Source organism: Micromonospora sp. NPDC023869, from assembly GCF_055559695.1.
This window is the reverse complement of the sequence record NZ_JBVHKD010000006.1, coordinates 123,532-142,674: the sequence shown is the minus strand read 5'-3', so window position 1 is coordinate 142,674 and position 19,143 is coordinate 123,532. Positions and strand designations below refer to the sequence as shown.

The following is a 19,143-nucleotide window of genomic DNA, read 5'->3' as shown; positions in this document are numbered from 1 at the left end:
GTCACCCCTCCCTGGCAGACAGCGGCGGATCAGCGGACAGCGGATCCACGGTCGGCGGACCGGTGGGCAGGGGATCGGCGGTGGGCGCGGCGGGCGGCGGGGCGGCGACCCAGGCGGCCACGATCTCCCGCAACCGGGCACCGGCGATGTGCCGGACCCGCTCGCCGCTCGCCACGTCGGCCAGCGAGATGTGCCCGGACCAGCCCTGCCACGGGTCGGGCCGGGACTCCACCAGCACGTACGGGTGGGCCACCGGCAGCTTCGGCTTCGGCGGCAGGTCCTCGACCGCGTCGAGGCGTACCGCGTCGGGGTCGAAGCCGAGCACGCCCGAGGTCTCGTACGCCCCGCCGTGCCCGCGCGCGGGCAACTCGCCGTAGAGCTGCGTGGTCTCCGCCGGGGTGACCAACTGGAACCAGTTGACCAGCAGCAGGCTGGCCTGCCGGCGGCCGGAGACCCACTCCATCGCGGCCCGCGCGGTGGACATGTTGGCGTCGTGCCCGTTGACGATCAGCAGGCGGGGGAAACCGGCGGCGACGATCCCCTCGATCACATCGGCCAGGTAGCCGACCGCGATCTCCGGGCGGATCGCCACCGTCCCCGGCCACGGACGGGTCTGCCCCGGGCAGGCCGCGTACGGCACGGCGGGGAAGAGCACCCCGCGCGGGCCGTCGCCGGTCGCGCCGCTCTCGGCGGCGAACCCCTCGGCCAGGATCAGGTCGGTGCCCAGCGGCAGGTGCGGGCCGTGCCACTCCACCGCGCCGACCGGCAGCACCGCGAAGTCCGCGGCGGCGGCCACCGCCGCCAGTTCGCCACCGGGCACCCGCCCGATCGGCAGCAGGCCCGACTCCGGCCAGCTCACGGTCACCTCGGCACGCGTCACGCCGTCCACTTCGCCGCCTCCCGGGACGCCGACCGGCCGCTCTGGAGCCGACCGGAGACCACCATCACCACGAAGATCAGCGCCACCTGGAGCATGCCGTACGCGGCGGCGGTGCCGACCTCGAACGAGTACATCCGGTTGTTGATCTCGACCGAGATCGGTGCCGTCTGCGACGTGTAGATCAGCACCGAGGCGACGAACTCGCCGACGCCGTTGACGAAGGCCAGCAGCGCGCCGGCCGCCACCCCGGGGATCATCAGCCGCAGGGTGACCGTGCCGAACGCCCGCCACCACGAGGCGCCCAGGTTGCGGGCCGCCTCCTCCAGCGAGGGGTCGATCTGCGCCAGCGTGGCCGAACTGGATCGGAACACCAGCGGCAGGAACCGCACGAAGTACGCCAGCGGCATGATCCAGAAGGTGCCGATCAGGACCTGCCCGAAGCTGAACGCGTTGCCGGTGCTGAACGCCGAGATCAGGTTGATCGCCACCACCGTGCCGGGCAGCGCCCACGCCAGCATGACCGCCACGTCCAGCAGCGCCCGACCCCGGAAGTCCAACCGCCGCACCGCGTACGCGATGAGCACGCCGACCACCACACAGGCGACCGTGGCGATCAGGCTCATCTGCAACGAGTTGAGGATCGGCTGGAACGCCCTCGGGTCGGAGAAGATGGTGACGAAGTTCTGCCAGGTGTACGCAGACGGGATCACCTCGGTCGTCCACGACCCGTCCTCGGAGAACGCCACCAGTCCGATCGTGCCCACCGGCGCCAGCAGCACCACCGTGGCCAGGATCGAGGCGGCCAACGCGGCCCACTTGCCGAACGGGTTGGTGATCTCCCGCCGGTGCGCGGCGACACCCTTGGACTGCGAGCGGTAGCTGCGCCGCCCCTCGTACCAGCGCATGCCGAGCAGGAACAGGATCGACACCACCGCCAGCACCGAGGCGTACGTGGAGGCCATCGGCAGGTCGCCGTTGGTGCGGTTGATGTAGATCTGCATGGTCATCGTGCGGTCCACCCCGAACAGCAGCGGAGCGGTGTACGACGCCAGCGAGGTCATGAACACCAGCAGCGAGGCCGAGACCAGCGCCGGGGTGAGCATCGGCAGCAGCACGGTCCGCCACACCCGGACCCGACCGGCGCCGAGGTTGTACGCGGCCTCCTCCACCGACGGGTCCATCCCGGCCAGGGCGGCCGAGGCGGCGAGATAGAAGAACGGGTACATGGTGAAGGTGTGCACCACCAGCACACCGGCGATGCCGGTGAACGGCAGCACCGGGCTCTCGGTGCCGAACAGTTGCTGGAGCCCGCGCGGCAGGATGCCGGTCTCGCTGTAGAGCAACTGGAACGAGATGGCGCCGATCAGCGGCGGCAGCGCGGCCGGCACCAGGATGATCGCCTCGATCAGCCGGCGGCCGGGGAACTGGAAGCGCTTGAGCAGGAACGCCATCGCCACGCCGACGATCCCGCAGAGCAGCACGCTGGCCGCCGAGATGCCCAGCGAGGTGAGCAGCGACGAGCGGGCCACACCCCCGCCGCGCAGGAACTCGGTGTAGTTGGCCACCCCGTCCACCCCGACGCTCTCGGCGAAGGTGGCGAACATCGGCTGGACCACGTACCCGAACAGGATCAGCGCCAGCGGGAACACCAGCGCGTACGGGAACCAGCGGGAGCTGGCGCCACCGGCGAAGCGTCCGCCCAGCCGGGGACGGCGACCCCGTCCGGGCGGGGTCGGGTCCTCGGTGATCGGTGGGACGGTGGCGGCGCTCGGTGCGGCCGTCACGGGTGCACCACCCACATGCGTTCGCGGTTGAGCCGCAGACCGATCTGGTCGCCGACGGCGACGCCGGACGGCACGTCGATGGCGGCCACCTGCACCGACTCGCCGGCCACCTCGATCACCAGGTTGGTGGCCATGCCGGTGAACTCCAGCTCGGTCACCCGGCCGGGCAACGCGCCCGCCTCGGTGACCGAGGTGAGGCCGATGTGCTCCGGGCGTACCGACACCAGCGCGCTCTCACCGGGACGCAGGCCGTGCCCGACCGGCGCGGCCACCACGATCTCGGTGCCGTCCGGGCGGCCGACGGTGACCGTCTCGTCGGTGACCGCCGTGACCGGCAGCGACAGCACGTTGCTGCGGCCGATAAAGCGAGCCACGAAGGCGTTCGCCGGCCGGTGGTAGATCTCCTGCGGGGCGCCGATCTGCTGCACCCGGCCGGACTCCATCACCGCGATCCGGTCCGACATGGCCATCGCCTCGGCCTGGTCGTGGGTGACGTAGATGGCGGTGGTGCCGCTCTCCTTCTGGATGCGGCGGATCTCGGTCCGGGTCTCCTCGCGCAGCTTCGCGTCGAGGTTGGACAGCGGCTCGTCGAGCAGCAGCGTACGCGGGCGGATGACCAGTGCCCGGGCCAGCGCCACACGCTGCTGCTGACCGCCGGAGAGCTGGTCGATGCGCCGCTCGCCGTACCCGCCGAGGTGCACCTCGCCCAGCGCCTCCTCGACGCGTCGCCGGGACTCGGCCCGCCCCACCTTGCGGATCTTCAGCCCGTACGCGACGTTCTGCGCCACCGACATGTGCGGGAACAGCGCGTAGTTCTGGAACACCATGCCGGTGTCACGCTTGTTCGGTGGGCGGCGGGTCACGTCCTCGGTGCCGAAGCGGATCCGGCCGGAGGTCGGGAAGTAGAACCCGGCCACCATGCGCAGCGTGGTGGTCTTGCCGCAGCCGCTCGGGCCGAGCAGGGTGAAGAACTCACCGGCGGCAATGCTGATGTCGACATCGTCGACGGCCGCGGTGTCGCCGGCACGGGCGAATCGCTTGCTCACCGACTCCAGCGTGACATCGATCATGATGTCCTCCTTCTCGTGCTGCCGGTCGTAGGTAAGAAAGGTGCTGCCGGCCTGCGATGTAAGGAAGGGACCCTTCCTAACGTCTCCGGTATAGGAAGGGTCCCTTCCTAACATCGGTCGGCCGGGCGGCGGCCGGGCCGGGTACGCGTACCCGGCCCGGCAACCGACGCGGTCAGCCCTTGTTCTTGATCTGGCTGTTCCAGTGGTTGATCCACTCGGTCTCGTGCTCGGCGATCACGTTCCAGTCGACGTTCATCGGGCGCAGGTCGAGCTGGGACAGCCACTCCGGCTGGTCGGCGATCTCGATGGCGGGGATCTGGAAGAAGTCCTTGGCCAGGTCGGCCCGGAGCGCGTCGTCGAAGAGGAACTCGATGAACTTCTGCGCGCCCTCGGAGTTGCCGCCCTTGACCGCGGCGAGGCCGTCGACCAGGACCGGCGCACCGGAGGTGGGCATCACGTAACCGAAGGGCATGTTCGACTGGTTGGCCTGCAACAGCACGTCCTGCAGGTTCCAGGCGCTGAGCGTGCCCTGCTGGCGGGAGAGCTTCAGGTACAGGTCGGCCGGGTTGGCCGCGTACGAGCCGGTGTTGGCGTCGAGGCGCTTGAGCCAGTCGTACCCGGGCTGTGGGTTGCTGCCGTCGGGGGAGAGGCGCTGGATCATCGAGGCGTAGATCGACCGCATGGTGCCGGAGGCGGCCACGTCCCGAATGATGATCTTGTCTTTCCACTGCGGGTCGAGCAGGTCGTCCCAGTCCTTCGGGGCCTGCTCCGGGGTCAGCGCCGCGTTGTTGTACATGATGACCTCGGGCAGCAGGATCTCCCCGAACCAGCGGCCCTCGGCGTCCTTGTACTGCGCGTCCATGTCCCCGGCGAACGACGGCTGCCAGGAGGCCAGCAGGTCCTCGGCGGCACCCGCCGACAGGCCCTGCTGGGTGCCGCCCCACCAGACGTCGGCCTGCGGGTTGGCCTTTTCGGCGCGGACCCGCTCCAGGATCTCCTGGGCGCCGATGTTGAGGATCTCGACCTTGCCCTGGTACTCGGGGTACTTCTCGGTGAACTTCTCCACCACGAAGTCCGTGACCTTCTTGTCCCGGGCGGTGTAGATGGTGAGCTGCGCAACGTCACCGGCCGCGTCGTCCGAGCCGCCACCGCCGCAGGCGGTGCCGACGGCGAGCACGGAGGCGAGCGCCCCGGCCAGGAGAAGTCGTCGTTTCATGAGGTACCTCCGAGGGAAGGGATCAAGGGGTGGGTAGGAGTTGGGGTGTGCCGGCCGCCGCGGCGGCGAGGGCGTAACTGACCGCACCGTGCAGCACCGCGCGGTCGCCGAGGACCGCCCGGCGTACCTCGGTGGCGGCGGGTGCGGAGGCGTCGACGAGCGTCTGGAGCCGCGCCACGGCGTCGTCGTCGAGCTGGGTGGCGGCGCCGCTGAGCAGGACCCGGCCCGGGTCGATCACGCAGGCGCAGGAGACGATCAGCCGGGACCAGGCGGTCAACACCTCGTCGAGGTACGCCGCCGCCCGCGCGTCGGTGCGGGCCAGCTCGACCAGGGCGGCCACCGGTGCGTCCGGCCGCCGCCCGGGAGCCAGCGCGACGACCCGTTCGGCGACGGCGTTCTCCGACCACCGGGCCTCGAACGGGCCGATCCCGTCGTGTCCCTGGTCGCTCGGGTCCAGCGGCAGGAAGCCGACCTCGCCGGCCGCGCCACCGGCGCCCCGACGGACCTGCCCGTCCAGGACCAGTCCGGCGCCGATGCCGTCGGCGACGTGCAGCAGCAGCAGGTCGGCCACGTCGCTGCCGGCCCCGGCGGCGTGCTCACCGGCCGCCATCAGGTTGACGTCGTTGTCCACCACGACCGGGACGCCGAGGTGGCGTTGCACCGATTCGCCTATCTCCTGGCCCTCGACCAGCCCCACCGAGGGGGCGAGTCGGACCGTGCCGCCCGAGGAGACACCCGGCGCGGCGATCGCCACCCCGCGCAGTGCGGGCAGCCCGTCGCCGGCCAGTTCGGGTACGGAGCGGCAGATGGTCTCGACGATGTCGCCGGCGAGCCGGACCGCCCGGTGGGCGATGACGGTGCCGTCGCTGTCGGCGATCTCGCAGCTGATCCGGGTGGGCTCCAGCGACACCGCGGCGACCAGTTCGGCACGCGGGTTGAACTCCAGCATGGCCCGGGGGCGACCGGCCCGGGAGGTGCCCGGGCCGCGTTCGAGCAGGTAGCCCTCGGCGATCAGCTCGCGGACGAGGGGAGTGAGCGTGGCGGGGCTCAACCCGGTCAGCTCGGTCAGCTCGGCACGGGAGAGCAGCCGCACCTGGCGGGCGGTGGAGATCACCGAGAGGCGCTTGATCTCCTTCGACCGCTCCCGGCTCACCGGGCTCGTTGGTGGCGTCACCACGTCAGTCACACTTCCTTCCTACGGCGAACGAACTATTGCGTCAAGTAACGAGTTGGTCTCGGGCACCCGACGACACCGCTCTGAGCTGGCCAGATGTCCGATTCGTGGAGGTAGTTCGAGATGGCCGGGACGGGTACCAGCGCGCCGAAAAGGCGGAGATTATTTATTCCGCGTACAAACGCAGCGGGGTGCGGCATCCGGTCGTCCTGGTGTCGTCAGGCATGACCATCCAGTGTGTACGGACCGGTTCGGTGGCGTGCGCCGGGTCGGCGCGCGGGCGTACCGCCGCGCCGACCCGGCGTCGGTCAGGCCGGTCGGCTCGTCGCGGCGGCCCGGATGCCGTCGAGGCCGAGCAGCGCCGTCGCGGCGGTGCTGGGGTGCCGGCCGCCCGCAGTCGCCACGGCGAGCTGCCAGTGCGGCGGGTCGGTGAGCGGCACGAAGCGCGCGGCGGTCCGCTTGCCCCGGAAGACCTGGGGTACGACGGCGACGCCGAGCCCGTGACCGACCAGGTCGAGCAGCCAGTGCACGTCGTTGACCTCGAACGCGACCCGCCGCTCCACCCCGGCAGCGGCCATCGCCTGGTCCACCGCGTCCCGACTGATCCAGCCGGGGGAGAAGTCGACGAACGTCTCGCCCGGCAACTCGCGCAGGTCGACCGCGGTGCGGTCGCGCAGCGGGTGGTTCGGCCCACAGGCCAGCACCAGCGGCTCGGCCCGGAACGGGGCCAACGCGACCCCGGGCACCACGCTCGCGGGCGCGGAGACGAACGCCAGGTCGAGGTCGCCGGTGCGGACCCGTTCGATCAGGTCGGGCGAGCCGCCCTGACGCAACCGGATCTCGACACCGGGGTGGGCGGCGTGGAAGCGGGCCAGCGTCGCCGCGAGGTCGACCGCGCCGAGACACTGCAGGGTGCCGATGGCCAGCGTGCCGCGCAGCAACCCGCGTACGGCGGCGACCGCGTCCTTGGCGGCGGCCACGTTCGCCAGGGCGTGGCGGGCCTGGGTGAGCAGCGCCCGCCCCTCGTCGGTCAGCTCCACGCTGCGGGTGTTGCGGACGAAGAGGCTGGCGCCCAGCTCACGCTCCAGCGAGCGGATGGAGGTGGAGAGGCCGGACTGCGCCACGTGCAGCCGCTCGGCGGCACGGGTGAAGTGCCGTTCCTCGGCGACCGCCACGAAGTACTCGAGCTGGCGCAACTCCACGATTCATCACCGTCACCGATTGCCGGAATCAGATTCTTCTGTTGGACAGCTTAGCTATCGGGGTAGAAGGTGGAATCCGGGCGTTGCGGGCCACCGCCCGCCCGCCGAACCGCACCGCTTCGAGGAGGAGCCTGTATGCAGACCCGCCGTATCGGTGACGTCGCCGTCGGCGCGATCGGCCTCGGCGCCATGCCGATGTCGATCGAGGGCCGTCCCGACGAACAGCGCTCGATCGCCACGATCCATGCCGCGCTGGACGCCGGGGTCACGCTGATCGACACCGCGGACGCCTACCACCTGGGCCCCGCCGACGCCGGTCACAACGAGTCGTTGATCGCCAACGCCGTGGCGAGCTACGGCGGCGACACGTCCGACGTGCTGATCGCCACGAAGGGCGGCCACGTACGCCCCGGCGACGGCCTCTGGACGCTGAACGGTCGGCCCGAGCACCTCAGGGACGCCGTCGAGGCGTCGCTCAAGCGGCTCGGGGTCGAGGCGATCGGCCTCTACCAGTTCCACCGCCCCGACCCGAACACCCCGTACGCGGACTCCATCGGCGCGCTGCGGGACCTGCTCGACGCCGGCAAGATCCGGATGGCCGGCATCTCCAACGCCGACCCGGACCAGATCAGGCAGGCCAACGAGATCCTCGGCGGTCGACTGGTCAGCGTGCAGAACCAGTTCTCGCCCGCCTTCCGGTCCAGCGAACCGGAGCTGGCGCTCTGCGCCGAACTCGGCATCGCGTTCCTGCCCTGGAGTCCGCTCGGCGGCATCTCCAACGCCGCCGAGCTGGGGTCACGGTTCGCGGTCTTCGCCGAGGTCGCCAGGGAGCGTGGGGTCAGCCCGCAGCAGGTCTGCCTGGCCTGGATGCTGGCGAAGGCGCCCACGGTCATCCCGATCCCCGGCTCGTCGCGCCCGGAGACGATCCGGGACTCCGTCGGCGCAGCCGACCTGGAACTCTCGGCCGAGGAACTGGCCCGACTCGACCCGGCCTGACCGACCGGCATCCGCGAGCCCCGTCCTCCGGCCTCGGTCTGGAGGACGGGCTCGCGGCCGGTGCGCGCCCGCCATCGACCGTCTACTATCCACGGTGATCAGGTCGGTGTCGGGAGGTCGCCATGCGCAGGTCGATGCCGTGCCTCGTCGCCGTCTCCGGCCTGCTGGCCGGGCTGGTCCTGGCGGTCGTGCCGGACAGCGCCCGTCCTTCGGCGGCTGCGGGCAGCGTGACGGCCGCCGACGAGCTGTCCGCCTCCTGGACCGGCCCGTTGAGCACCCGGGGCCGGTACGTGGTCGACGCCCACGGCAACCGCTTCAAGCTCAGGTCCGGCAACTGGCACGGTGCCAGCGGCACCTGGACCGGCACCGGCGACCGCGCCGACCCGGCCAGCCACCACGCCGGAGAGATGGCCGACCAGATCCCCATCGGCCTGGACCGCGCCCCGATGGCCGAGATCGTCGCCGGCTTCCACGAACTCGGCCTCAACAGCATCCGCCTGCCGTTCTCCAACGAGATGATCCGCGACACCCGACCGGTGCCGGACGCCGCCGTCCGCGCCAACCCGCACCTGCGCGGCCGGACCCCGATCCAGGTGTACGACGAGACGGTCCGGACGCTGACCGCCGAGGGATTCGCGGTCATCCTCAACAACCACACCAACACCTCGCGCTGGTGCTGCGGCGTCGACGGCAACGAACGCTGGAACGCGAGCCAGAGCACCGCCCAGTGGGAACAGGACTGGCTCCTGATGGCCCGCCGCTACGCCGGCAACCCCCGGGTCGTCGGCGCCGACCTCTACAACGAGGTACGCCGCAACATCCTCGACGATCCGAACTGGGGACTCGGCGACCGGCACGACTGGCACGCCGCCGCCCAGCGTGCCGGCGACCGGATCCTCACCGAGGCCAACCCCCACCTGCTGATCATCATCGAGGGCATCAACTGGTACGGCCTGCCGGTGGACGGGTTCCCGCACGGCCGCCCCACCCTCGAACCGGTCGGCCGGCTCTCGCACACCCTCGTGCGCTCCCACAAACTGGTCTACTCGGCGCACTTCTACGGCTACACCGGCCCGAACCACAGCGGCGCGACCGGCATCGGCGAGACCAGCGACCCCCGCTACCAGGACCTCACCCGCGACCAGCTCGTGGAGACCGTCCGGCGGCAGGCGACGTACGTGGCGCTCGACGCCGACCGGCACTTCACCGCACCGGTCTGGGTCAGCGAGTTCGGCGTGGGTGGCCGGGACAACACCAACCAGCGTTCCCGCGACTGGTTCCACCACTTCGTCGACCACCTGATCGCCACCGACGCCGACTTCGCGTACTGGCCCCTGGTCGGGTGGCACGACAACCGGCGCGGCAACGGCTGGGCGCTGCTGCACTGGGACGCCACCGGCCACCGGATGGGCCTGTACGACGGCGACGACTGGCGGGCCGACGCGTGGCGTCGCCTGGTCGCCGCTGGCCGTACCGGTCCGGTCGCCCCGGTGCGGGAATGGTCGATGCTGACCCTCGACCACGCCGACCTGAACCAGTCGACGCGGATGCGCGCCGTACCGGACTGGGACTCCGGCGCCCGCAAGGCGGTCTGTCCCGACGACCAGCGGCTGATCGGCCTGAGCCGTACCGGTAACCGGGGCCTGTGCACCGACGCCCCGGACGCCGGCGGGCACGTCGTGGTCCGCGACGAGTCGTACGTCGACGTCGACTGGGCCTCCGGCTTCACCAAGCTGCAATGCCCGCCGCACAAGACCGTCGTCGGGTACGCCGTCCGTGGCGCCAACCTGTCGTCGGTGCTCTGCCGCGACGCGGGCACCACCGTCGGCGGCACCCGCCGAACGGTCTGGTTCGACCGTGGCGACAACCGGCCGGCCGGCAATCCGGGCGGCGACTTCGCCAGCGGCCACCACAAGGGACAGTGCGCCGTCGGCGAACACCTCGTCGGGGTCGCCTACCGCGCCTGGATCTGGTCACCCGGCAAGGAACCCGACGCCCTGCTGTGCCGTAGCTGACCGGAGGTTCGCGGCTCAGCTCACCCCGAGGGTGACGGCCAGCGAGACGACCGTCGCGGGCGCGTCGGGATGGCGAATCGTGTCGGCGAGTACGTCCCGGGCTGCGGGCCGGTCACGTACCTCAGCCGACGCGGTGCGATCGGCGTCAAGCAGCACCGGTGTTGCTCCCGGGCGAGAAGCTGCCGTCAACGCGTCAACTTGCCGAGCAATACGACGTGCACATCTCCACGATCAGCCGTGTCATGTCGCTGCTCAAGGACAGGGCGCTGGTGGAGGGGCATCCCGGGAAGGGCGTGTATGTCGCCGAGTCGGATCGCAAATCCGAGTAGCCATCCCCACTGCGCTCCGTCCACGCCGGCACAGCGCTAGGTGGGTGGATTTGTTGTCGCTCCAGCAGCAACAAATCTACCCACCTTCACCGGCTCGCCCCGCGCCGCGCGCCGACTCCCGCGCCCTGCACCGCGCGCCGACTCCCGCGCCCTGCACCGCGCGCCGACTCCCGCGCCCTGCACCGCGCGCCGACTCCCGCGCCCTGCACCGGCGAGATGTTAGGAAGGGTCCCCTGCTATGCACCAGGCGTTAGCAGGGGACCCTTCCTTGCAACAATGGGCGCCCGAGGCGCCAGCGCGCATCAGCGGCGGTCTAGTTCCGACTGGAGGCGTTGCAGGAGCGTCTTGCGGGCCTTGCCGCCGCGTTCGCGTCGCAGCGCCGCCCGGAGCTGGTTCTTGTCCAGGCCGGGTACGAGTCGACTGGCCTCGGGAACCGTCAGCTCGGTGAGCCGTTCGGCCGAGGTGGCGGCCCGGCCTCGGGGCGAGGTCGTCTCCTTGCGGGCGCGTTTGGCCGGGCCGGTGTTGGCGACGAACTGCCGACCGGTTCGCGACGCCTGTCGCTTCTTGGCGTCGGTGTCGCGCTTCTGCTCGTCCGAGAGCTTCTCCCACGCCTTCTTCGGCAGGTAGCGGGCCGTTTCGTCACCCTTGCGGGCTCGGGTGGAGCCGGTGCTGGTCTGCCACTTCTCCGCACCCCAGCGCTCCAACGACCGCTGCCGTGAGTCCTTCGGCCCCAGGAAGCCGCCGCCGCGCCGCTCGTACTCCTTGGTGAGCAGTTGCGACTTGCGGGCCGACCACTGCCCGGGTCGGCCGCCCCGGTCGGAGGCCATGATCTCGGCCTTGATCTGCTCCCGGAGTTCCGGTTTCGTGTACCGCGCCATGCCGGGTCGTTACCCGAACGCGGCCCTGGTGAACGTGGCCGTCGCGGTCCGGTGCCGGCGGCGGCGGGGCCGCTCGTCGGGCTCTGCCATGCTTGGCAGGGTGACGACCGGCCATCCCCGCACCCATCGTCGTACCCGCCGTCCCTGGCGACTCCTGCTCGCGCTCGGTGCCGTCGCGGCCCTGGGCGCGGTCGCCTACGTGGTGGTGCCGCAACTGCTGCCGCCGGGTCCGCGCCCGCTGTTCCAGATGCCGGTGGGCTGCGGCGAGACGTGGCAGGTGGGCACCTACCCCGGTCACGGCGAGTACGACGTCGACTTCTTCCCCCTCCAGGGTGAGCAGTGGGGGCAGCCGGTGCTCGCCTCGTACGCGGGCACCGTCACGGTGTCCGGCATCAACGGGTCGCTGGGTGGGCGTACCCCGGAGAACCCGGAGGGTCCCCGGGGCCGGGGCGGGGGCTACTGGGTCAAGATCGACCACGGCGGTCGGTGGGAGACCCAGTACCTGCACCTGCTCGAACCGCCGTTGGTCGAGGAGGGGCAGCGGGTCGCCCAGGGCGAGCAGATCGGGCGGATCGGCAGCACCGGCAACTCGGGCGCCCCGCACCTGCACTACGAGCAGCGGGTGGGCTGGCAGAAGGTGGAGACCTGGTTCGACGGCGTGCCGTCCGGCATCACCAGCGACGACGCCGAGTACACGATGAAGCTGACCAGCAACAACTGCCCCGACGGGCAGTCCTGAGCGAGCTGCGAGGACGGCAGTGTCGCACCCCTCTGCTGGGATACCGGCATGGGTGTTCTGTACGACTACTTTCGCGCGGCCGACGACGCCGCGGCGGTGCGGCTGATGGCGGAGATCGACGGCGGGCCGGTGGCCCTCGCTGACGGGCGACCCGGGGTCGACGCGATCGACTGCAAGGGCATCGACCCGTCGGTGACGCTGGCGGAGTTGGTGGCTCTCGTGCGCGGTGAGGCGGACGCCGACGACCTGGTGAAGGACCGGCTGGTGTGGAGCGGAGCCGAGGACGGCCCCTGGTTGACCGCGCTCGACGACGCGACCCGGGACACGCTGGCGTCGATCACCGCCGAGCAGACGCCCGAGCTGTCCGCGCAATGGGGACGCAGCGAGGAACTCGCCTGGGACGGGCCGCTCCCCGACGACCAGATGCAGCCGGTGATCGAGGAGGTCAGCGCGCTCGCCCGACGGGCCCGGGACGCCGACGAGCACCTCTACTGCTGGTCCTGCCTCTGATCCCGCCGCCGTACGCGTCCTGCCGTCACGGCCGTTTGCGGTTAGCGTGAGGTCCAGGAGGGAGACGGCGGAACCACGTCCTGCCAGATATACCCCGATTTATGTTGACAACCGCCGGAGAGCAGGCCAGACTCGCCAAAATCTTTCAGTAGTAGCCGGGAAAGAATCCAGGGGAGGACCATGTCCAGCACCAGATTCCGGTTGGCCGGCGCCACCTTCACCCTGATGCTCGTCGCGGTCGCGGGCTGCACCACGGGCGAGGGGGTCGACGTCGACGGGGCCGACGGGGCGAGCGCGGGCGGTGTCCTCAACGCCGCCATCGGCGGTGAGCCCGACCAGCTCGACCCGCACAAGACCTCCGCCTACTACAGCTTCCAGGTCCTGGAGAACGTCTACGACACCCTGGTCGAGCCGGACGCGAACCTGGAGATGCAGCCCGCGCTGGCCACCGAATGGACCACCAGCGACGACCAGCTCACCTGGACGTTCACCCTCCGCGAGGGCGTCAGGTTCTCCGACGGGTCACCGCTGACCGCCGAGGACGTCGTCTACTCGTACACCCGCATCATCGACGAGAAGCTGAACACCGCGTACAAGTTCTCCACCGTCAAGTCGGTGACCGCGCCCGACCCCACCACCGTGGTCGTCGCGCTGACCGCGCCCACCCCGAACCTGCTCGCCAACCTGGGCGGCTTCAAGGGCGTGGCGATCGTGCAGAAGGCCAACATCGAGTCCGGTGAGGTGACCACCAAACCGGTCGGCAGCGGCCCGTTCGCGATCGGTTCCTACCGCAGCGGCGACAGCATCCGGCTGGTCCGCAACGACAACTACTGGGGCGAGAAGCCCAAGGTGGACGGAGTCACCTTCACCTTCGTCAGCGATCCCACCGTGGCCCTGCAGAACCTGCGCGGCGGCGAGGTCCACTGGACCGACAACCTGCCCCCGCAGCAGGTGCCCGGGTTGCTCGACGCCGACGACCTGACCGTGCGGTCGGTGCCGTCCACCGACTACTGGTACCTCGCCCTCAACCAGGCCCGTAAGCCGTACGACAACGTCGCCGTGCGCCGGGCGATCGCGTTCGCCCTGGACCGGGAGGCGATCACCAAGGCCGCCAAGTTCGGGCTGGCCACCGTCAACCAGACCGCCATCCCGCAGAACAGCGCCTACCACTACGAGTACGCGCCGTACACGCACGATGTGAACCAGGCCCGGCAACTGCTGGACCAGGCCGGTGTCAGCGGGCTGACCCTGGACCTGATGGTCACCACCGAGTATCCGGAGACCGTCACCGCCGCACAGGTGATCGCCTCGCAGTTGGCCGGCATCGGCGTCACCGTCAAGATCCGTACGCTGGACTTCGCGCAGTGGCTCGACGAGCAGGGCAACGGCAACTTCGACGCGTTCATGCTCGGCTGGCTGGGCAACATCGACCCGGACGAGTTCTACTACGCCCAGCACCACAGTGGCGGCACCTTCAACTTCCACAAGTACGCCAACCCTACTGTGGACCGGCTGCTCGACCAGGCCCGCACCGAGACCGACCAGGGCGTCCGCAAGCAGCGGTACGAGCAGGTGGCCAAGCAGATCGTCGACGACGCCAGCTACATCTACCTCTACAACCCGGACGTGGCGCAGGGCTGGTCCAGCGGTCTGACCGGTTACGAGGTACGAACCGACCGGGCGATCCGGTTCCGCGACGCGGCGCTGGCGAAGTGACCGGGGCGGGGACCGCAGGTGGCCCGCTTCGTGATCCGCCGGCTGGTGCAGTCCGGTGTCGTGCTGATCGGCGTGACCCTGGTGGTGTTCCTGCTGATCCAACTGGTGCCGGGTGACCCGGTACGCGTCGCCCTCGGCACCCGGTTCGACCAGGAGACGTACGAGGCGCTGCGGGCCCGGTCCGGGCTGGACCAGCCGCTGGTCCCGCAGTACTTCGACTATCTCTTCCGGGCGCTGACCGGCGACCTCGGCGTCAGTTTCCGCAGCGGTCGGCCGGTCACCGCGATCCTGCTGGAACGGCTGCCGGCGACACTGTCGCTGGCGCTCACCGCGGTGCTGTTCGCGGTGCTCGTGGCGTTCCCGCTCGGGATCGTCTCGGCCATCCGCAGCGGCTCGCTGGTCGACCACGCGGTACGCGTGTTCAGCCAGTTCGGGGTCTCGGTGCCCGACTTCTGGATGGGCATCATGGGCATCCTGCTCTTCGCCGGGGTGCTCGGGTGGCTCCCGCCGTCGGGGTACGTCGCGCTGACCGAGGACCCGGCCCGATGGGCCTCGCACGTGGCTCTGCCGGCCGCCACGATCGGCCTGGTCACCGCCTCGATCCTGACCCGCTTCATCCGTTCCTCGATGCTGGAGGTGCTCTCCGAGGACTACGTCCGCACCGCCGAGGCGAAGGGACTACGCGCGCGGGTGGTGGTGCTGCGGCACGTCCTGCGCAACGCGCTCATACCGGTGGTGACCGTGGTGGCGGTGCAACTGGCCAGCCTGCTCGGCGGCGTGATCGTGATCGAGGTGCTGTTCGCCTGGCCCGGCATCGGCCGGCTCACCTTCGACGCGGTCCGGGCCCGGGACTACCCGGTGCTGCAAGGCGTGGTGCTGCTGGTCGCTGCCCTGTTCCTGCTGGTCAACCTGTTGGTGGACGTCCTCTACGCCCGCCTCGACCCGAGGATCAGGGTCCGATGAGCGGCCGGCTTGGACGACTCGTCCCGCCCTGGGCCGGCGTCCGCCCGCGGGGCGGCGGCGACGGGCAGGTACGCCGCGCGCTGTCGGCGCTGTGGCGCGATCCGCTGGCCCTGAGCGGCAGCGCGGTGCTCGTGCTGCTGCTCGTGGTGGGGGTGGCCGGTCCCTGGCTGGCGCCGTCGGGCGTCAACGACGTGGACACCGACCGGATGCTCCAGCCGCCGAGCTGGTCGCACCCGTTCGGCACCGACGAGCTGGGCCGCGACGTGCTCAGCCGGGTCATGATCGCGGCCCGGGTCTCGCTCCAGGTCGGGTTGGTCAGCGTCGGCATCGCCCTGGCCGTCGGGGTGACCCTCGGGCTGCTCGCCGGCTACTACGGCGGCTGGCTGGACAACATCCTGATGCGCTGCATGGACGTGCTGTTCGCGTTCCCGGTGCTGCTGCTCGCGGTGGCGATCGTGGCCGTGCTCGGCCCCGGGCTGCTCACCGCGATGATCGCGATCGGGGTGGTCTACACGCCGATCTTCGCCCGGGTCACCCGAGCCGGGGTGCTGTCGGTGCGGGAACAGGTCTTCGTCCGGGCGGCGGTCTCCATCGGCGCGTCGGACCTGCGCATCATGGGTCAGCACGTGCTGCCGAACATCGCGGCGCCGCTGATCGTGCAGACCTCGCTGTCGCTGGCCTTCGCGATCCTCTCCGAGGCGGCACTCTCCTTCCTCGGTCTCGGCGTGCAGCCACCGGAACCGGCCTGGGGCCGGATGCTCGACGACGGCCGGGAGTTCGTCACCGACGCGTGGTGGCTGGGCGTCTTCCCGGGGGCCGCCATCTTCCTCACCGTCCTGGCGTTCAACCTGGTCGGCGACGCGCTTCGGGACGTGCTCGACCCCCGCCAGCTCACCGTCGCCGAGGCCCGAAGGAGCACGTCATGAGCGAGCGTCAGCGAGCGAATCATCAGGTTCAGCGCGGTGGTGCCTCATGGCGGCGCGGAGCGCAGCGGAGTGCCGGCATGAGCGAGCGTCAGCGAGCGAATCATCAATGCGGTGCGGTGGTGCCTCATGGCGGCGCGGAGCGCAGCGGAGTGCCGGCATGAGCGAGCGAAGTGCCGGCGTGGGCGAGCGGGGCGAGGTGTTGCGGATCGAGGACCTCGCCGTGACCATCGGGACCCGGCGGGGGCCGGCGCGGGCGGTCGTCGGGGTGGACTGGTCGGTCCGGGCGGGGGAGACGCTGGCCCTGGTCGGCGAGTCGGGCTCCGGCAAGAGCATGAGCGTGTTGGCGGCGACCGGGCTCGCGCCGCGCTCGGCCCGGGTGACCGGGCGGGTGCACCTGCTGGGTACGGAACTCACCGGGTTGCGGGAGGCGGAGCGCCGACGGATGCGTGGGCGGCACGTGGGTTTCGTGTTCCAGGATCCGATGACCTCGCTCAACCCGGTGTTGACCGTGGGCCGGCAGGTCGCCGAGGCGAGCGAGGAGCACCTCGGCCTGAGTCGGCGGGCGGCCCGGACCCGCGCCATCGAGCTGCTCGACCTGGTCGGGATCCCGTCGGCGGCGCGGCGGGTGGACGCGTACCCGCATCAGTTCTCCGGCGGTATGCGGCAGCGGGTGGTGATCGCGATGGCGTTGTCCTGCGAGCCGGACCTGCTGATCGCCGACGAGCCGACCACCGCGCTGGACGTCACCACGCAGGCCCAGATCGTCGAGCTGGTGGCGGATCTGCGGCGGCGACTCGGCACGGCGGTCGTCTGGATCACCCATGACCTGGGCGTGGTCGCCGGCATCGCGGACCGGGTGGCGGTCATGTACGCCGGTCGCATCGTCGAGCAGGGGTCGGTCGACGCGGTCTTCGGCCGGCCGGCGCACCCGTACACCAGCGCGCTGCTGGCGGCGCGGCCGGACCCGGCGGCGGGCGGCGGCGAGCTGGTCACCATTCGGGGTGCCCCGCCGAGCCCGCTGGACCTGCCGCCCGGGTGTGCCTTCTGGCCCCGCTGCCCGGTGCGGGGTGACGCCCGCTGTGAGCACGAGTCGCCGCCGCTGGGGCCGGTGTCGGCCGGGCACGAGGTCCGCACGTTCTATCCGCAGCGGCACGACGGGGAGGCCCGATGACGGCCGAGCGGACCGAGCCGCACCTGACCGGTCACCGTCCCGGCGAGCCGGCCGACGTGGTCGCCGCACTCGACGACCTGACGGTGTGGTTCCCGACCCCGGCGGGTGTGGTCCGCGCGGTGGACGGGGTGTCGCTGCGGGTACGCCGGGGTGAGACGCTGGGTCTGGTGGGCGAGTCGGGCAGCGGCAAGTCGACCACCGGGTTGGCGTTGCTGCGGCTGGTCGATCCGACCTCGGGCACGGTGCGGGTGGCCGGGCAGGACGTGACCCACTGGTCGCGGCGGCGGTTGCGCGCGCTGCGTCGCCGGGTGGCCATGGTCTTCCAGGATCCGCAGGCGTCGCTCGACCCTCGCCGGACGGTGGGCGCGAGCATCGCCGAACCGCTGGTGGTGCACCGGCTCACCGATCGCGGTGCGGCCCGGCGGCAGCGGGTCGAGGAGCTGCTCGACATGGTCGGGTTGCGCCGGGACGTCGCCGACCGGCATCCGCACGAGCTCTCCGGCGGTCAGCGGCAGCGGGTCGGGATCGCCCGCGCGCTGGCCGGCGAGCCCGACCTGATCGTGTTGGACGAGCCGATCGCCTCGCTGGACCTCAGCGTGCAGGCCCAGATCATGAACCTGCTGCGGGGACTGCAACGGGACCTGGGGCTGACCTACCTGTTCATCGCGCACGACCTGGCCGCCGTGGAGCACATGAGCGATCGGATGGCGGTGATGTACCTGGGTCGGATCGTGGAGTCCGGCACGCCGGCCCGGATCTGGCAGCAGCCGGCGCATCCGTACACTGCGGCGCTGCTGTCGGCAATCCCGGTGGCGGATCCGCAGGTCGAGCGGGACCGTCGGCGGGTCATCCTCGGCGGCGACATCCCGAGCCCGGTGGACCCGCCGGAGGGCTGCCGCTTCCGGACCCGGTGCCCGCAGGCCCGGCCGGAGTGCGCCGGGACCGATCCGCCGCTGGTCGAGGTCGCCCCGGGGCACCGGGCCGCCTGCCTGTTCGCCGGGGAGGCGGTACGGGCGATGCGCGGCGAGTAGTCCACCCGGCCCGACACCTTGACGGGCCGCGCCTAACTGTCCACCATTCCTATATGTTTGATGGATTATGTAGGGTGCGGGTGGGGTGACGTGTACGTCTCAGCGCGATCGGACTACGCCGTACGGGCGATGCTGGCGGTGGCGCAGCACCACCCAGCGGTGGTGAAGGCGGCGGTGCTGGCCGCGAGCCAGGACATCCCGTACTCGTTCCTCCAGGGCATCCTGCTGGACCTGCGCCGGGCCGGCCTGCTGCACAGTCTGCGCGGCGCGGACGGCGGCTACGCGTTGACCCGCGCGCCGGACGGGATCACCGTGGGAGACGTGCTGCGCGCCACCGGCGGGGCGTTGACGACGGTTCGTGGCGCGCCCGCCGACGTGGCCACCTATCACGGCGTGGCCGTCGGGCTGGGGGAGGTGTGGCTGTCGGTGCACCGGGCGATCGAGGACGTGGTCGACCACGCCACTCTGGCCGATCTGCTCGCGCCCGCAGATGGGCGGGGGCGGAAAGTCGTTGATCGGCCGCCCCGGGTGGCGTGACGGATC

At 71.2% G+C, this 19,143-nt stretch carries 19 protein-coding genes; 11 read left to right on the top strand and 8 right to left on the bottom strand.

What is annotated here, in order from left to right; genetic code table 11:
• Window position 1: 1 nt before the first annotated feature.
• From ACZ31C_RS18635 to ACZ31C_RS18610, 6 genes are all read right to left on the bottom strand, one after another.
• Window positions 2-880 (bottom strand): creatininase family protein, encoded by an 879-nt coding sequence (locus ACZ31C_RS18635; protein WP_465796345.1) that lies wholly within the window; start codon window positions 878-880, stop codon window positions 2-4.
• Complete coding sequence (locus tag ACZ31C_RS18630) at window positions 877-2,664, bottom strand: ABC transporter permease (protein ID WP_465796344.1); 1,788 nt, start codon at window positions 2,662-2,664, stop codon at window positions 877-879. Before ACZ31C_RS18630 ends, ACZ31C_RS18635 begins: the two co-directional genes overlap by 4 nt.
• Window positions 2,661-3,734 carry an ABC transporter ATP-binding protein gene (locus ACZ31C_RS18625; protein WP_465796343.1) on the bottom strand — a complete coding sequence of 358 codons (1,074 nt, stop codon included), beginning with the start codon at window positions 3,732-3,734 and terminating at the stop codon, window positions 2,661-2,663. Before ACZ31C_RS18625 ends, ACZ31C_RS18630 begins: the two co-directional genes overlap by 4 nt.
• Window positions 3,735-3,906: 172 nt before the next feature.
• On the bottom strand, window positions 3,907-4,950 hold the full coding sequence (locus ACZ31C_RS18620; protein ID WP_465796342.1) for an extracellular solute-binding protein: 1,044 nt from the start codon (window positions 4,948-4,950) through the stop codon (window positions 3,907-3,909).
• A 22-nt stretch (window positions 4,951-4,972) separates the two neighbouring features.
• Window positions 4,973-6,136 (bottom strand): ROK family protein, encoded by a 1,164-nt coding sequence (locus ACZ31C_RS18615; RefSeq protein ID WP_465796341.1) that lies wholly within the window; start codon window positions 6,134-6,136, stop codon window positions 4,973-4,975.
• 296 nt (window positions 6,137-6,432) lie between these two features.
• A complete protein-coding gene (locus tag ACZ31C_RS18610; protein ID WP_465796340.1) occupies window positions 6,433-7,326 on the bottom strand; it encodes a LysR family transcriptional regulator in 894 nt (297 codons plus the stop codon).
• A 135-nt stretch (window positions 7,327-7,461) separates the two neighbouring features.
• Here ACZ31C_RS18610 and ACZ31C_RS18605 point away from each other — a divergent pair, with 135 nt between their 5' ends.
• A complete protein-coding gene (locus ACZ31C_RS18605) occupies window positions 7,462-8,322 on the top strand; it encodes an aldo/keto reductase (RefSeq protein ID WP_465796339.1) in 861 nt (286 codons plus the stop codon).
• Window positions 8,323-8,444: 122 nt separating this feature from the next.
• Entirely contained in the window at window positions 8,445-10,337 is a 1,893-nt protein-coding gene (locus ACZ31C_RS18600; protein ID WP_465796338.1) for a glycoside hydrolase family 5 protein, read from the top strand.
• Between the two features lie 15 nt (window positions 10,338-10,352).
• Here the strand turns inward: ACZ31C_RS18600 and ACZ31C_RS18595 are convergent, their stop codons facing one another.
• On the bottom strand, window positions 10,353-10,493 hold the full coding sequence (locus ACZ31C_RS18595) for a hypothetical protein (protein WP_465796337.1): 141 nt from the start codon (window positions 10,491-10,493) through the stop codon (window positions 10,353-10,355).
• Between the two features lie 2 nt (window positions 10,494-10,495).
• On the opposite strand from ACZ31C_RS18595, the gene ACZ31C_RS18590 reads away from it, so the two are divergent.
• Window positions 10,496-10,666, top strand: a complete 171-nt coding sequence (locus ACZ31C_RS18590; protein ID WP_465796336.1) for a GntR family transcriptional regulator — start codon at window positions 10,496-10,498, stop codon at window positions 10,664-10,666.
• A gap of 302 nt (window positions 10,667-10,968) precedes the next feature.
• Here ACZ31C_RS18590 and ACZ31C_RS18585 read toward each other — a convergent pair whose 3' ends face one another.
• Window positions 10,969-11,544 carry a DUF5872 domain-containing protein gene (locus tag ACZ31C_RS18585; protein WP_465796335.1) on the bottom strand — a complete coding sequence of 192 codons (576 nt, stop codon included), beginning with the start codon at window positions 11,542-11,544 and terminating at the stop codon, window positions 10,969-10,971.
• A 100-nt stretch (window positions 11,545-11,644) separates the two neighbouring features.
• Here ACZ31C_RS18585 and ACZ31C_RS18580 point away from each other — a divergent pair, with 100 nt between their 5' ends.
• The 8 genes from ACZ31C_RS18580 (at window position 11,645) to ACZ31C_RS18545 (ending at window position 19,137) form a co-directional block, all read left to right on the top strand.
• Window positions 11,645-12,283 carry a M23 family metallopeptidase gene (locus tag ACZ31C_RS18580; protein ID WP_465796334.1) on the top strand — a complete coding sequence of 213 codons (639 nt, stop codon included), beginning with the start codon at window positions 11,645-11,647 and terminating at the stop codon, window positions 12,281-12,283.
• Window positions 12,284-12,331: 48 nt separating this feature from the next.
• Window positions 12,332-12,793: a hypothetical protein gene (locus ACZ31C_RS18575; protein ID WP_465796333.1), complete on the top strand. Its 462-nt coding sequence runs from the start codon at window positions 12,332-12,334 to the stop codon at window positions 12,791-12,793.
• Window positions 12,794-12,973: 180 nt separating this feature from the next.
• On the top strand, window positions 12,974-14,509 hold the full coding sequence (locus ACZ31C_RS18570) for an ABC transporter substrate-binding protein (RefSeq protein WP_465796332.1): 1,536 nt from the start codon (window positions 12,974-12,976) through the stop codon (window positions 14,507-14,509).
• 18 nt (window positions 14,510-14,527) lie between these two features.
• Complete coding sequence (locus tag ACZ31C_RS18565; protein WP_465796331.1) at window positions 14,528-15,472, top strand: ABC transporter permease; 945 nt, start codon at window positions 14,528-14,530, stop codon at window positions 15,470-15,472.
• Window positions 15,469-16,398, top strand: coding sequence for an ABC transporter permease (locus tag ACZ31C_RS18560; protein WP_465796330.1), 930 nt, complete (start codon window positions 15,469-15,471; stop codon window positions 16,396-16,398). The genes ACZ31C_RS18565 and ACZ31C_RS18560 overlap by 4 nt, the downstream gene beginning before the upstream one ends.
• A 157-nt stretch (window positions 16,399-16,555) precedes the next feature.
• The gene (locus ACZ31C_RS18555; RefSeq protein WP_465796329.1) at window positions 16,556-17,569 is read left to right on the top strand and encodes an ABC transporter ATP-binding protein; all 1,014 of its coding nucleotides are present in this window, start codon (window positions 16,556-16,558) and stop codon (window positions 17,567-17,569) included.
• Complete coding sequence (locus ACZ31C_RS18550; protein ID WP_465796328.1) at window positions 17,566-18,600, top strand: ABC transporter ATP-binding protein; 1,035 nt, start codon at window positions 17,566-17,568, stop codon at window positions 18,598-18,600. Before ACZ31C_RS18555 ends, ACZ31C_RS18550 begins: the two co-directional genes overlap by 4 nt.
• A 90-nt stretch (window positions 18,601-18,690) precedes the next feature.
• Entirely contained in the window at window positions 18,691-19,137 is a 447-nt protein-coding gene (locus ACZ31C_RS18545) for an RrF2 family transcriptional regulator (RefSeq protein ID WP_465796327.1), read from the top strand.
• Window positions 19,138-19,143 lie beyond the last annotated feature (6 nt).